Here is a 13,249-nt window from a genome sequence, read left to right as displayed (position 1 = left end):
GTGCGGCGTCAGCAGATCCTGGGCAGCTGCTCCCCGAGCGGCAGGTCGACCACGCGGGTGCCGCCGAGGCCGGTGCGGGCCACGACCAGGCCGGGATGGGCCTCGACCGCCTCGCCGATCACCGCGGCGCGGCGGCCGAGCGGGTGGGCGTGCATCGCGTCGAGTACCGCTTCGGCGTGTTCGCGGGGTACGAACGCCACCAGCTTGCCCTCGTTGGCCACGTAGAAGGGATCGAGGCCGAGGATCGCGCAGGCATTGGCCACGGCGTCGGGGACCGGCACCCGGCTCTCCTGGAGCACGACCCCGGTGCCGGAGGCGGCCGCGATCTCGTTCAGGGCGGCGGCCAGGCCCCCGCGGGTGGGATCACGCAGGACGTGCAGGTCTGGGGTGACCGCGAGCATCGCCTGCACGAGCCCGCCGAGCGGCGCGCAGTCGCTCTCGATCTCCACGCCGAAGCCGAGGCCCTCGCGGACGCTCATGATGGCCACGCCGTGCAGCCCGATCTCGCCGCTGACGATGACGACATCGCCGGGTACGACGCGCTGCGGGCGCAGGTCCACCCCGTCGGGGATCAGCCCGATGCCGGCGGTGTTGAGGTAGATGCCGTCGCCGTGGCCGGATTCCACGACCTTGGTGTCGCCGGTCGCCACCTCGACGCCGGCGGCGCGCGCGGCCGCGCCGAGCGCTTCGGCGACCCTGGCCACCACGGAGATCTCGACGCCTTCCTCCAGGATGAATCCGCAGGAGAGGTAGGCGGCCCGGGCTCCGCTCATGGCCAGGTCGTTGACGGTGCCGTTGACCGCGAGGTCTCCGATGCTGCCGCCGGGGAAGAACAGCGGCCGCACCACGTACGAGTCGGTGGAGAAGGCCAGGCGGGCCCCGCCGAGGGTGACCGCGGCCGCGTCGCCGAGCTGGGCGAGCACCTCCCCGCCGAAGGCGGGGGCGAAGAGGTGCTGCACGAGCTCGGCGGAGAGCGCGCCGCCGCCCCCGTGGCCCATCACCACGCGGGGCCGGTCGCGCAGCGGGGCCGGGCAGGTCCATCCGGTGACGTCCAGTACGGACTCGGAGTCCGGGGCGGTTGCGGCGTCCAGTGCGGTCTCAGACAACGGGGCTCGCCTCCAGCGGGGCCTTCGTGGCGGTGGGGATGTCCAGGCGCCGGTAGAGGTAGTACGCGGCGCACGCGCCCTCGCTGGAGACCATGGTGGCGCCGAGCGGGGTGCGCGGGGTGCAGGTGGTACCGAAGGCCTCGCACTCGTGCGGCTTGATGAGGCCTTGGAGCACCTCGCCGCTGCGGCACTCGGCCGGCTCCCGCGTGGTGATGCCGGACACCGAGAAGCGGTGCTCGGCGTCGAATTCCCGGTAGCGGTCGGACAGCCGCCACCCGCTGTCCGGGATCACTCCGATTCCGCGCCAGGCGCGGTCGGTGACCTCGAAGACGTCCTCCAGCATGGCGAGGGCGGCCGGGTTCCCCTCGGAACGGACGGCGCGCGCGTAGGCGTTGTCGACGGTGTGCTCTCCCCGCTCCAGCTGGTGTACGGCCCGGCGTACACCTTCCAGGATGTCCAGCGGCTCGAAGCCGGTCACCACGATCGGGACGCGGTGGCGGGCGGCCAGCTCCGGGTACTCGGCCGTGCCCATCACACTGCACACGTGCCCGGCGGCCAGGAAGGCCTGGACGCGGCAGCTCGGGGAGGTCATGATCGCCTCGATCGCCGGGGGGACCCGGACGTGGGATACGAGCAGGCTGAAGTTCGCAATGCCTAGCCGCTTCGCCTGATGGACCGTCATCGCATTGGGCGGCGCCGTGGTTTCGAAGCCGATGCCGAAGAACACCACCTCGCGGTCCGGGTTCTGCCGGGCGATCCGCAGGGCGTCGAGCGGGGAGTAGACGACCCGTACGTCACCGCCCTCGCTGCGCACCTGGAAGAGGTCGCGGCCGGTCCCGGGGACGCGGAGCATGTCGCCGAAGGAGCAGAAGACAACACCGGGGCGGGAGGCGATCTCCAGGGCCTTGTCGATGACCTCCAGCGGGGTCACGCACACCGGGCACCCGGGTCCGTGGATCAACTCGACTTGTTCGGGCAGCAGTTGGTCGATGCCGTGACGGATGATGGTATGGGTCTGGCCCCCGCAGACCTCCATCAGCGCCCAGGGCCGGGTCACGGTGGCGTGGATGTCGTCGAGCAGCCGGCGGGCGAGGGCCGGGTCCTGGAACTCCTCGATGTACTTCACTGCTGCGCCGCCTCCTGCGGGACGTCTTCCGGGTCGTCGGTGAAGGGCCAGGGGGCGCCGCCCGCCTCGGCGGCGGTCTCCCAGGGGTCGCCGAACTCCTCCTGGAGCATGCCGAGTTCGGCGAAGAGTTCGAGGGTCTTCCGGGCAGACTCCTCGTCCAGGCGCTGCAGGGCGAACCCGACGTGGACGATGGCGTACTCACCGACCTGGAGGTCCGGCAGGTATTCCAGGCACACCTCCTTGACCACGCCGCCGAAGTCGACCGTGGCCATGCGGGTGCCGTCCTGCTCCCCGATGTCAATCACTCTGCCGGGTACCGCCAGGCACATGGGCGTCTCCTTGCTGTGGGTTTTCCGTGGCAGGGGCCGCAGCCGCAGCCGCCACCATGAGCTGGCCGAGTGCCAGTCCCCCGTCGTTCGGGGGGACCCGGTGGTGGCGCAGTACGGTGAAGCCGTCCTCTCGCAGCAGCCGCGAACAGGCCGACGAGAGCAGGGTGTTGGCGAGGACTCCGCCGGTCAGCGCCACGGTGTCGAGCCCGTGCCGTTCGCGCGCCGAGACGCAGAGTGCGCCGACGAGGGCGGCGACCGCGGCGTGGAACCGGGCGGCGATCAGCGGCGGCGCGGCGCCCGCGCGTACATCGGCCACCACGGCGGCCAGCAGGGGGGCCGGGTCGGCGGTGACCGGATCGCCGGTGCCGGGCTCCGGGTGGCGCACGGCGAACCGGTACGCCGGATCCGGGACCCCGTCGGTCCCTGCGAGGGCGGCCGCCTCCAGTTCGACGGCGGCCTGGGCCTCGTATCCGGCGTGGTGGCAGACGCCGGCCAGGGAGGACACGGCATCGAAGAGGCGTCCCATGCTGGACGTGGGCGCGCAGTTCAGATTCCGTTCCAACTGGCGGCGCAGCACCCGCAGTTCGTCGTCCGGGCAGGCCGCCACGGGCGGCAGGTCCGGGGTCCAGTCGATGCCCGCCGCCCACAGGTGCGCCAGCGCCATGCGGTAGGGGCGCCGCACGGCGGCGTCGCCGCCCGGGAGGGGCACGTACGCGAGGTGCGCGAAGCGGGTGTACCCGGTGTAGTCGGCGAGCAGGGTCTCACCGCCCCACACCGCCCCGTCGTCGCCGTAGCCGGTGCCGTCGAAGGCGATCCCGATCACCCGGTGGGTTCCGTCCAGTCCGTGTTCTGCCATCGCCGACGCGATGTGCGCGTGGTGGTGCTGGACGCGGACCAGCGGGCGCGCGCCCGCCTGCCGCCCGGCCCACTGCGCGGAGCGGTAGCGGGGGTGCCGGTCGGCGGCGAGCAGTCCCGGCGTCACGCCGGTGATCGACTCCAACTGCCGCTCGGCGCGTTCGAAGACCTCCTGGGTGGCCAAATCGTCCATGTCGCCGATGTGCGCGGACAGCCAGGCCTTGCGGCCCTCGCCCAGGCAGAAGGCGTTCTTGAGGTCTCCCCCGACGGCGAGCGTCGCCGGTACGGGCAGCGGCAGCGTCAGGGGCAGCGGGGCGTGGCCGCGCGAGCGGCGTACGGTCAGCGGTTCGCCGTCGCAGACGCGCACCACGGAGTCGTCGCACGGAACGTGGATGGGGCGGTCGTGCGTGAGCCAGGCGTCGGCGAGCCGGCCGAGGCGCTCCAGGGCCTCGGCGTCGTCGGTGACGATGGGCTCGCCGGACAGGTTGCCGCTGGTCATCACGAGCAGGCGGGGGCCGGGCGGGTCGCCGGGGAGTCCGAGCAGCAGGTGGTGGACGGGCGTGTACGGGAGCATCACACCGAGGTCCGGACAGCGCGGGGCGACCCCGTCCGCGATGGCCGCGGCCGTCGCGGCAGCCGGCTCCGGGCGCCGGCGCAGCAGCACGATGGGCCGGGCCGGACCGGTGAGCAGGGCCCGTGCGACCGGGTCGAGGTGTACCAGGGGTTCGATGTCGGTCAGGGAGCGGACCATCAGGGCGAACGGCTTGTCCCCGCGGGCCTTGCGGCGCCGCAGCTCGGCCACGGCCGCCGGCCGGGTGGCGTCGCATGCCAGGTGGTAGCCGCCGAGGCCCTTGACCGCGAGGATCGCCCCCTCGGCCAGCAGCCGGCGGGCCTGCGCCACCGGGTCGGCGCCCGCCACCTCCCGCGGCGGAGCCCCGGCGAGGAGTCGCAGCCGGGGCCCGCAGGCCGGGCAGGCCACCGGCTGGGCGTGGAACCGCCGGTCGGCCGGGTCGGCGTACTCCCGGGCGCAGTCGGAGCACATCGGGAACCGGGCCATGGTGGTGTGGGCCCGGTCGTACGGCAGCCCGGTGACGATGGTGAAGCGGGGCCCGCAGTGGGTGCAGGTGATGAAGGGGTGCCGGTGGCGCCGGTCGGCCGGGTCCGCCAGCTCGGCGAGGCAGTCGGCGCAGGTGGCCACGTCCGGGGAGACGAGTGTGCGCGCGGGCCCGCCGGAGCGGGAGGCGACGATGGTGAAGCCCGCACCGCCCGCGACCGGGACCTCGCAGTGGTCGACGGCGTCCACGACGGCGAGCGGCGGGGCCTCCGCGGCGAGCCGCTCGCAGAAGGCGGATACGGCGGCGGGCGCGCCTTCGACCTCGGCGACGACGCCCTCGGGGGTGTTGGTGACGTGCCCGGCGAGGCCGAGCCCGGTCGCGCGGGTGTACACGTACGGGCGGAAGCCGACGCCCTGCACCACCCCGCGGACGAGGATCCGGCGGCGCTGGACTGCCTCCATCACCGGGCCTGTGCCACGGCGGGGTCCTGGTGCGGATGCGGATGCACGTGTGAAGGGCCCTCGTGGTGAGGGTGGGCGTGCGGGTGGGGCTGTTGGGCCATGACGGGCGAGTGCACCGCACCGCCCGCGCCGACGGCCAGCGCCCGGTTCAGCAGTGCTCCCACGCCCCCGCCCGCGCGCGCCGAGGTCAGCACCACCTCCACCCCGGGATTGACCTGTTGGACGTGGGCGCGGAAGGCGGCCTCGTCGAACTCCACGGCATGCGCGATGTCCGTCTTGGTCACCACCACCAGGTGCGCCAGTCCGAAGGCCGTCGGGTACTTCAGCGGTTTGTCCTCGCCCTCCGTCACCGAGGCCAGCACGACGCGCAGGGACTCCCCCAGGTCGTACGAGGCCGGGCAGACGAGATTGCCGACGTTCTCCACGAACAGCAGCCGGGTGTCGGCGGGCAGCCAGCCGTCGAGGTGGCGGCCCAGCATTCCGGCCTCCAGGTGGCAGAGCCCGTCGGTGAGCACCTGCTTGACCGGGACGCCCGAACGCGCCAGCCGCACCGCGTCGTTCTCGGTGGCCAGGTCGGCGGTCAGCGCGGCGACGGCCACTCCCTGCTGCCGGGCGAGCAGCAGCTCCCGTTCCAGAAGTGCCGTCTTCCCGCTGCCCGGACTGGAGAGCAGGTTGACGACAGTGGTTCCGCGGGCGGCGAGTTCGGCGCGCAGCACCTGCGCCGCCTCCTCGTTCTTGGCGAGCACCGCCTGCTGCAGGTCGACCACTCGGCACATGGTTCAGGCCTCCTCGGGGATCGGTTCGCGTACGGGGCGGTGGGCGGGGCCGTCCTCCCAGCGGACGCTGAGGATCCGCAGCTCGCGGCCCGCGAGCAGTTCCACCGCGGTGGCCTTGCCGCATCCGGGGCAGCACAGGTCAGGGGGCATTCCGACGGTCCATTCGCCCGTGCAGGAGCCGCAGCGCGCGCGGGCGGTGACGGATTCGGTGGTGAGCTCGGCGCCCTCGAGGAGCGTTCCGGCACAGGCCAGTTCGAAGCAGAAGGCGAGGGAGTCGGGGACCACGCCCGCCAGCTCTCCGACCTCGAGCCGTACGGAGCTCACGGCCCGCGCCCCGCCGGCCCGCGCCGCCTCTTCCACCTGGCCCACGACGGCCATGGCGATCGACATCTCGTGCATCGGACTCCGTCCTGCCGGAGCTCATTACACCGGCGGGACCGAGGCGCCGCGGGCGGGCGCGCCGACACCCCGCCCGCCCCGTACGCCATTCGGGCGCCGGGGCGGGCGTGCACGTCACATCCGGACCATCCGCAGGTAGCGCCTGAGGTCGGGAAGGATCTGGATCAGTACGCATGCCAGGGCGGCGGCGGTCGCCCCGCCGATGACGGCCTTCTTCATGGGGTTCTCCTCAGTTCGCGGGGCGGCCTCGGGGCTTGGGTCCCGGGCGTGAGCAGGTCCAGGACCATGCGTACGGCGTGCGGTACGGCCGCGGCCACGGGCGGGCTCAGGCCGATGCCCTCCTCGACGGAGGCGGGCTCGCAGCCCACGACCAGGGTGCGCCGGGGCGGGGTGGAGCCGGTGCCGGCGCACAGGGTGCCCAGCAGGGCCAGGACCGCGTCGGGGGACATGTGGTGCCCGTCGAGTACGGCGCCGCCGGGCCCGGCGCTCTCCCCGGCCCCGGCGGTATCCCCGGCCCCGTGGGGGTCCGCGGGCTCGGCGCCCGCACCGGCGTCGATGAGGTAGAGCGTTCCCGGGTCGCCGCCCCGGGCGGTGGCGTCGACGAGGACGAGCGTGTCGTAGCCGTCGAGCAGCTGGTAGGCGAGGTGGATCCCGCGCACGCCGAAGTCCACCACCTCCACCCCGTCCGGCACGGGGTGAGCGCCCAGGGCGCGCACGGTCTCGACGCCGAAGCCGTCGTCGCCGAGGAAGACGTTGCCGATGCCCGCCACGAGGGTCCGGGCCCTCACGCGTCCTCCAGGGGGGTGACCTCATCGGGCTGGAAGTACAGGAACCGGCCCTGCTCCCGGCGGATGTCGGCCCCGGGGTCGCCCTCGACGGTGACCGCGAGGTGCACTCCCCCGTCGACGTCGTGCAGGACCCCCTCGACCTGTGCGGTGCGGCCGTGGAGGAACAGGTCCTGGGCGTCGGTGCGGCGCAGGCCCGGACGCAGCAGGACGCGGCTGCCCGCGCCCACTGACGTGCCGTCGATCAGGATCCGGTCGCGGGCCGGGTCGGCCGGGTCCGCGTGCGCCGGGTCCCACCAGGGGGTGTCCGGCTTGAACACGGCCTCGTCCCCGGGGAGTCCGGGGGCCGCGGACGGCCGGTCCGGCGGGCCCGGGTGGGTGATCTCCCGAAGGGCCCGGACCGCGCCGTGCAGGCGTTCCAGCACCTCGGGGGGCATGGAGTCGGCCAGGTCGATCACGGCGGCGGCGCGGGCGTCCGTCCCGCGTGCCTCGCGCTTCTCCCGGTCGGTGAGGGCGGCCGTGCGCAGGGCGAGGATCTCGTCGATCTCGGTGGCGTCGTACATGGCCCCGGCACTCTCGGGGGCGATGGCGGCGTGGTCTTCGAGGATGATCGGAGAGGAGAGGACCACGTCCGCGCATCCGGGCTCCCCGGCGAGCACGGGCCAGGTGTGCCGGTTCTCGCAGGTCGCGATGGCGGCCCTGGCCCATTCGGGCGGGTCGGTCATCGACAGGAAGGAGCCGGAGTCGAGGCCCAGCAGCAGGTGGGCGGCGACCAGCGACCGCGGCAGGGCCGCGTCACGGTCGGCGCCGTCCGCCTCCGGGGTCCAGGAGCTGGTGTTCTCCACGACGGCCGTGAGCTTGAACGCCCGGTAGGGGACGTCGAGTTCCTCGGCGCGCAGCCGCAGCACACCGTCGATCCGTTCGGTCCGGCGGACGAGGCGGCCCCGCTCCCGGCCGTCGGCGCCGAGGACGGGCTCGGTCTCCGTCCGGGCCGGCCGGGCGAACGCGAGGGTGACCTCTCCGGCCGCCAACTCGGCCACGGAGACGGTCATTTTCACGTGCTCCTCGGTCCCCTCGTCCCAGGGGACCAGGACCCGGTCGGGCAGGTGCAGCTCGGGCACGGCCGCGAAGGAGCCGTCCCCGCGGGCCTCTTCGACCGTACGCCGCTGCGCGTGCAGGAAGCGCAGCTCGACGGCGAGGGTCGCCGCCCCTCTGGGCTCCATGACCAGCTCGGTCCGCTGGAAGGAGTGCTCGTGGTGCGCCGCGCCCCACACGGGCGGGACCAGTACGCCGAACTGCCAGCGCAGCCGGTTCTTGGCCGCCGAGGCCCGGTAGGGGTACAGCACGTACCCCTCGAACAGGACGGCATCGGCCACCTGCCGGGCGGCGGCGAAGCGGGCGTTCGCCGCGGGCGGGGATGTCGTGGTCATGGGGTCGCCCTCCCGGTGACGCGCTGCAGTACGGGGGCACCGGCCCGGTCGGAGTCGGGGGGCGGCGGCTCGTTGACCTCCGCGGCGTCCAGGAGTGCCCGTACGGTCGACTCCCAGGAGGCGAGCGCGTGCCGCGACCGGTAGGCGAGGAGTTCCGCCATCGTGTCGCGCGGCAGGCGGAGCCAGCCGCAGCCGGGGAAGTGCTGCTCGACCATCTCCCGCCACACGGCCACGGGCATCCGGTACGGGGCTTCGCGGTCCCAGGGCACGGGCTCGACGTGGAAGCCCCCGGACCCGGTGAAGGCCGTACCGGAGAACAGCATCAGCAGCGGTGCCTCGCCGTCTTCCAGGGCGTCGAAGTAGCGGGCGGCCGCGATGTCCATGTCGTAGGTGCAGGGCACGGCGACCTCGGTCTCGGTCTCCCCCGTGAAGCTCGGGACCATCACGGCGACTTGGGCGAACTGGAGGGGCTGGAGCGTGCTGCCCCACCGGGAGCGCTCGCCGAACAGGTCGTGCAGCGCGGCGGCTTCGCCGCGCCCGTAGCCCCGCCCGGCCGGTTCGATGCGCAGCTGGCAGCGCAGGGCGAGGGCGTGGACGCGGGTGTCCGCGGAGGCGGTGATGCGCAGCCGGAAGACGAGGGTGGGGCCGGCGGCGTACGGGTCGGCCCTGACTCCGGTGCAGGCGAAGGCGAACTCGGTCACGGCCGTGCCTCCGCTGCCGCGGCCGGGGACGGCACGACCCGGGAGCGCCGTTCGACCTCTTCGAAGAAGGCCCGCAGCGCGGCGCGGGCCTCGGCTCCGCCGTCGAAGCCCTGCCACAGCAGCCGCATCCGCCCGACCAGCTCGTAGCAGACGTCGATCGGCACCAGGTAGCACTCGGTCCGGCCCTCGTTGCGGCGCAGCAGCAGGGCCTCCACGTCGGGTTCGAGGAGCCCGGCCAGCCGGCCGGCGCCGAGCACGCGCTGCCAGGTCCCCGGATCGAGTTCGCTCTCGGTGGCTCCGGCCGGGCTCGGGTAGAGCGCGACGAGCCGGTCGAGTGCTGCGTTGCGGAAGAAGAAGGCGACGCCGACCGGGATCTGGAGAAGCTCCCAGGCGCCGTCGTCCCACTGGTGGTCGGGGTCGGCCAGGTAGCGGTCCGGGACGGTGCGGAAGCGCCCCGCGCCCGCGCCCGGCCGTTCGAACAGCAGGGCGCAGCCCGTGCAGGCGCAGACCAGGGCCCGCTTCTCGGTCTCCACCAGGTGGCGGTGGCCGTCCTCGGCCACCGCCACCCCGCACAGTTCGCAGGTCTCGGGGCGCGGTGCGCGCGGCCCGGTGAAACGCCGCAGGCCGCGCGCGGGTGCGGGCGCCGCCCCCAGGTGGCCCGTGTTCACGAAGCCCGCGCCGGGGTCTGCGGCCGGGTGCCGATCTGGAGCAGGGTCGGCTGCGGGTCGGCAGCCGCCAGGTCCACGGAGGTCACTTCGGGTGCGAAGGCGCCCACGGTGTCCTCGATCCGCTGCCGGACCGCGTCGCCGGTGCTCCCGCAGCCGCAGCCGCCGCCCGTGGCGGTGGACCGCAGTCGCAGGGTGCCGGCGGCCTCCTCGAAGCCGACCAGCTCCACGGGCTGCGCCGCGGCGTCCAGGGCGCGGGCGATCCGGGTGTGCACGTCCTCGGGGTGCAGGTCGTGCAGGACCAGCAGGCTCGACACCAGCTCGTCGTCGAGCAGCCGGGCGAGCGGGTCGGCGCCGGGTGGAAGTCCGCCGATCCGCTCCACGACCCGGGCCAGCCCGGCCCCGTAGAAGTCCATGAGCGTGCGCACCAGTTCCTCGGCGGCCTCGCGGGCCTGCCGGTCGCCGGCGGCCGCCAGCCCGTCGAGGACCTCCTCGACCCGCCGGCCCGCCTCCCGGGCCGCGGTCGTCCCCGCGCTCATCCGCCCAGTCCGCTCAGGCCGGTGGGGACGTGCATCGACTTCACGGTCTTGCCGCCGCCGACGTACATGTGGACGCCGCAGGGCAGACAGGGGTCGAAGCTGCGCACGGTGCGCATGATGTCGATGCCCTTGAAGTTCTCCGGGGGGTTCTCCTCGAAGATCGGGGTGTTCTGCACGGCGTCCTCGTACGGTCCCGGGGTGCCGAAGGTGTCACGGGTGCTGGCGTTCCACGGGGTGGGCGGGTAGGGGTGGTAGTTGGCGATCTTGCCGTCGCGGATCACCATGTGGTGGGAGAGCACGCCGCGGACGGCCTCGGTGAAGCCGACGCCGATGGACTCGTCCGGCACCTCGAACTTCTCCCAGGTCTGGGTGCGCCCGGCGCGGACCTCGGCCAGCCCCTTCTCCGCGCAGTGCAGCGCGATGGCGGCCGCGTAGGCCTGGAAGTAGGTGCGGGCGCGGTTGCGCTCCAGCGCGTTGCTCCACTTCGGGATCTGCCACTCGAAGCGCTTCTCGGGCTTGGTCATCGTCCTCGGCAGGTTGATGACGACGCTGTGCCCGGTGGCCTTGACGTAGCCGACGTCGACGAGCCCGGACAGGGCGGTGGACCACAGGCGCGCGATGGGGCCGCCGCCGGTGTCCAGCGCGAGGTGGTCCTTGCCGTCGAACCAGCGCGGCGACATCACCCAGCTGTACTTGTCGTCGAAGTCGCGCTTCTGCGGGGCGGGGATGGTGTGCTGGTTCCAGGGGTGGCGGGCGTCGACCGGGTTGCCCAGCGGGTCGTGGGTGACGAACTTCTCCTGGCCCGCCCAGTCGTCGTAGTAGGAGCTGCCCAGCAGGATGCGGATGCCGAGGTTGATCTGGGTGAGGTCGTTGGTGACCAGCTTGCCGTCCACGATCACGCCGGGGGTGACGAACATCTTCCGTCCCCAGTCGGTCATGTTGGCGTACGTGAAGTCGCAGTACTCGGGGTCGTTGAGCGCGCCCCAGCAGCCGAGCAGCACCCGGCGCCGGCCGACCTCCTCGTACCCGGGCAAGGCCTCGTAGAAGAAGTCGAAGAGGTCGTCGTGGAGCGGGACGACGCGCTTCATGAACTCCACGTACCGCATGAGGCGGCTCAGGTAGTCGGTGAAGAGCTGCACGGAGGCGATCGTGCCCACGCCGCCCGGGTAGAGGGTGGAGGGGTGCACGTGGCGGCCCTCCATCAGGCAGAACATCTCGCGGGTGTAGCGGCTGACCTGGAGGGCCTCGCGGTAGAACTCGCCCTCGATGGGGTTGAGCGAGCGCATGATGTCGGCGATGGTGCGGTAGCCGTGGTCGCCTGCGTGCGGGGCCTCGGTGCGCTCGGCCAGTTCGAGGACGCCCGGGTTGGTCTCGCGGACCATCTTCTCGCAGTAGTCGACCCCGACCAGGTTCTCCTGGAAGATGTTGTGGTCGAACATGTACTCCGCCGCCTCGCCCAGGTTGATGATCCACTCGGCGAGGTGGGGCGGCTTCACCCCGTAGGCCATGTTCTGCGTGTACACGGAGCAGGTGGCGTGGTTGTCGCCGCAGATCCCGCAGATGCGGCTGGTGATGAAGTGCGCGTCGCGGGGGTCCTTGCCGCGCATGAAGACGCTGTAGCCGCGGAAGACCGAGGAGGTGCTGTAGCACTCCGCGACCCGCTTCTGCTTGAAGTCGATCTTCGTGTGGATGCCGAGGCTGCCCACGATCCGCGTGATCGGATCCCAGGCCATCTCCACCAGGCCGCTGCCGTCACCGGCCGCCTTCGTCTTCGGTGTCATCTTGTGTGCCGTGACCCTTCTTGGAAACGGGAGCGGGGAACGTGTGCCAGGCAGGCGCAGGTCGGAGGAGGACCGGGCCTGCGGCCGGGGTCACCAGGGCGGGCGGTAGCCGGTGGTCAGCTGCCGGCCCGTGTGGCGCCACTTCGGCTCCTTGTCCACGGTGCGGCCGGTGAGCGAGCGGAGCTTGCGGATCAGGACTCCGTACGCGCCGCTCGCCGTCGCGGACACCCTGGCGCCGGGGGGCTCGTCCATGAACGGCATGAACTTGTCGGGGAAGCCGGGCATCGTGCAGGCGATGCAGATGCCGCCGACGTTCGGACAGCCGCCGATCCCGTTCATCCAGCCGCGCTTGGGGACGTTGCACTTGACGACGGGACCCCAGCAGCCGATCTTGACCAGGCATTGCGGGGAGTCGTAGGTCTGGGCGAACTGGCCCTGCTCGTAGTAGCCGGCGCGGTCGCACCCCTCGTGCACGGTGGCGCCGAACAGCCAGGTCGGGCGGAGTTTGTCGTCGAGCGGGATCATCGGGGCGGAGCCGGCCGCCTGGTAGAGCAGGTAGGTGAGCGTCTCGGAGAAGTTGTCCGGCTGGATCGGGCAGCCCGGCACGCACACGATCGGGATGCCGGCCTTCGAGGTCCAGTCCCAGCCCAGGTAGTCGGGCACGCCCATGGCGCCCGTGGGGTTGCCCTCCATCGCGTGGATGCCGCCGTACGTGGCGCAGGTGCCGATCGCCACGACGGCGAGGGCCTTGGGCGCGAGCCGGTCGATCCACTCGCTGGTGGTGATGGGCTGGCCGGTCTCGGGGTTGTCGCCGAAGCCGCACCAGTAGCCCTCGGGCTTGATCTTCTCGTTGGGGATCGACCCTTCGACGACGAGCACGAAGGGGTCGATCTCGCCGCGCTCCCCCTGGAAGAACCATTCGATGAAGGTGTCCGCGCCGCCGACCGGGCCGCATTCGAAGTCGATCAGCGGCCAGTGCACGGCGATTTTTGGCAGGCCGGGGAGCGTGCCCGTGACGATCTCCTCGATGCTGGGCTGCATCGCTGCCGTCAGGGACACCGAGTCGCCGTCGCAGCTCAGTCCGGCGTTGATCCAGAGGATGTGGATCGGGGGGTCCTCTACCGTGCTGGGCGTTGCTGCATCCATGAGGATCGCTCCTTGGGGAGGGATGCGGAGGGGGGTGGGGCCGGGGGGCCGGGTGTGCGGTGGAGGCGGCCTCTCCGGCCCGCCTCCACTCTTCT

General features: G+C 72.8%; 14 protein-coding genes. All 14 read right to left on the bottom strand.

Features of this window, described 5'->3' with window-relative positions; all coding sequences use genetic code 11:
• Positions 1–8: 8 nt before the first annotated feature.
• The gene (gene hypE / locus J7E94_RS25525) at positions 9–998 is read right to left on the bottom strand and encodes a hydrogenase expression/formation protein HypE (protein ID WP_374224502.1); all 990 of its coding nucleotides are present in this window, start codon (positions 996–998) and stop codon (positions 9–11) included.
• A gap of 100 nt (positions 999–1,098) precedes the next feature.
• Positions 1,099–2,232 (bottom strand): hydrogenase formation protein HypD, encoded by a 1,134-nt coding sequence (gene hypD / locus J7E94_RS25520; RefSeq protein ID WP_215019135.1) that lies wholly within the window; start codon positions 2,230–2,232, stop codon positions 1,099–1,101.
• The gene (locus tag J7E94_RS25515; protein WP_215019134.1) at positions 2,229–2,561 is read right to left on the bottom strand and encodes a HypC/HybG/HupF family hydrogenase formation chaperone; all 333 of its coding nucleotides are present in this window, start codon (positions 2,559–2,561) and stop codon (positions 2,229–2,231) included. The genes hypD and J7E94_RS25515 overlap by 4 nt, the downstream gene beginning before the upstream one ends.
• Positions 2,530–4,932: a carbamoyltransferase HypF gene (hypF, locus tag J7E94_RS25510; protein WP_215019133.1), complete on the bottom strand. Its 2,403-nt coding sequence runs from the start codon at positions 4,930–4,932 to the stop codon at positions 2,530–2,532. The genes J7E94_RS25515 and hypF overlap by 32 nt, the downstream gene beginning before the upstream one ends.
• A complete protein-coding gene (hypB, locus tag J7E94_RS25505) occupies positions 4,932–5,708 on the bottom strand; it encodes a hydrogenase nickel incorporation protein HypB (RefSeq protein ID WP_215019132.1) in 777 nt (258 codons plus the stop codon). Before hypB ends, hypF begins: the two co-directional genes overlap by 1 nt.
• 3 nt (positions 5,709–5,711) lie before the next feature.
• Positions 5,712–6,107, bottom strand: coding sequence for a hydrogenase maturation nickel metallochaperone HypA (locus J7E94_RS25500; protein WP_215019131.1), 396 nt, complete (start codon positions 6,105–6,107; stop codon positions 5,712–5,714).
• Positions 6,108–6,221: 114 nt separating this feature from the next.
• Positions 6,222–6,326: a hypothetical protein gene (locus J7E94_RS36030; RefSeq protein WP_374224501.1), complete on the bottom strand. Its 105-nt coding sequence runs from the start codon at positions 6,324–6,326 to the stop codon at positions 6,222–6,224.
• Positions 6,323–6,895, bottom strand: a complete 573-nt coding sequence (locus tag J7E94_RS25495) for a hydrogenase maturation protease (RefSeq protein ID WP_215019130.1) — start codon at positions 6,893–6,895, stop codon at positions 6,323–6,325. The genes J7E94_RS36030 and J7E94_RS25495 overlap by 4 nt, the downstream gene beginning before the upstream one ends.
• Positions 6,892–8,322, bottom strand: a complete 1,431-nt coding sequence (locus tag J7E94_RS25490) for a hypothetical protein (protein ID WP_215019129.1) — start codon at positions 8,320–8,322, stop codon at positions 6,892–6,894. Before J7E94_RS25490 ends, J7E94_RS25495 begins: the two co-directional genes overlap by 4 nt.
• Positions 8,319–9,023 (bottom strand): DUF6084 family protein, encoded by a 705-nt coding sequence (locus tag J7E94_RS25485; protein ID WP_215019128.1) that lies wholly within the window; start codon positions 9,021–9,023, stop codon positions 8,319–8,321. The genes J7E94_RS25490 and J7E94_RS25485 overlap by 4 nt, the downstream gene beginning before the upstream one ends.
• A complete protein-coding gene (locus tag J7E94_RS25480; RefSeq protein ID WP_374224500.1) occupies positions 9,020–9,691 on the bottom strand; it encodes a DUF5947 family protein in 672 nt (223 codons plus the stop codon). The genes J7E94_RS25485 and J7E94_RS25480 overlap by 4 nt, the downstream gene beginning before the upstream one ends.
• Positions 9,688–10,227: a hypothetical protein gene (locus tag J7E94_RS25475; protein WP_215019127.1), complete on the bottom strand. Its 540-nt coding sequence runs from the start codon at positions 10,225–10,227 to the stop codon at positions 9,688–9,690. The genes J7E94_RS25480 and J7E94_RS25475 overlap by 4 nt, the downstream gene beginning before the upstream one ends.
• On the bottom strand, positions 10,224–12,008 hold the full coding sequence (locus J7E94_RS25470) for a nickel-dependent hydrogenase large subunit (protein ID WP_215019126.1): 1,785 nt from the start codon (positions 12,006–12,008) through the stop codon (positions 10,224–10,226). The genes J7E94_RS25475 and J7E94_RS25470 overlap by 4 nt, the downstream gene beginning before the upstream one ends.
• Before the next feature lie 90 nt (positions 12,009–12,098).
• Complete coding sequence (locus J7E94_RS25465) at positions 12,099–13,154, bottom strand: hydrogenase expression protein HypE (protein WP_215019125.1); 1,056 nt, start codon at positions 13,152–13,154, stop codon at positions 12,099–12,101.
• Positions 13,155–13,249 lie beyond the last annotated feature (95 nt).

Source organism: Streptomyces sp. ISL-94 (assembly GCF_018614075.1).
GTDB lineage: Bacteria > Actinomycetota > Actinomycetes > Streptomycetales > Streptomycetaceae > Streptomyces.
This window is presented reverse-complemented; position numbering and strand designations above follow the sequence as displayed.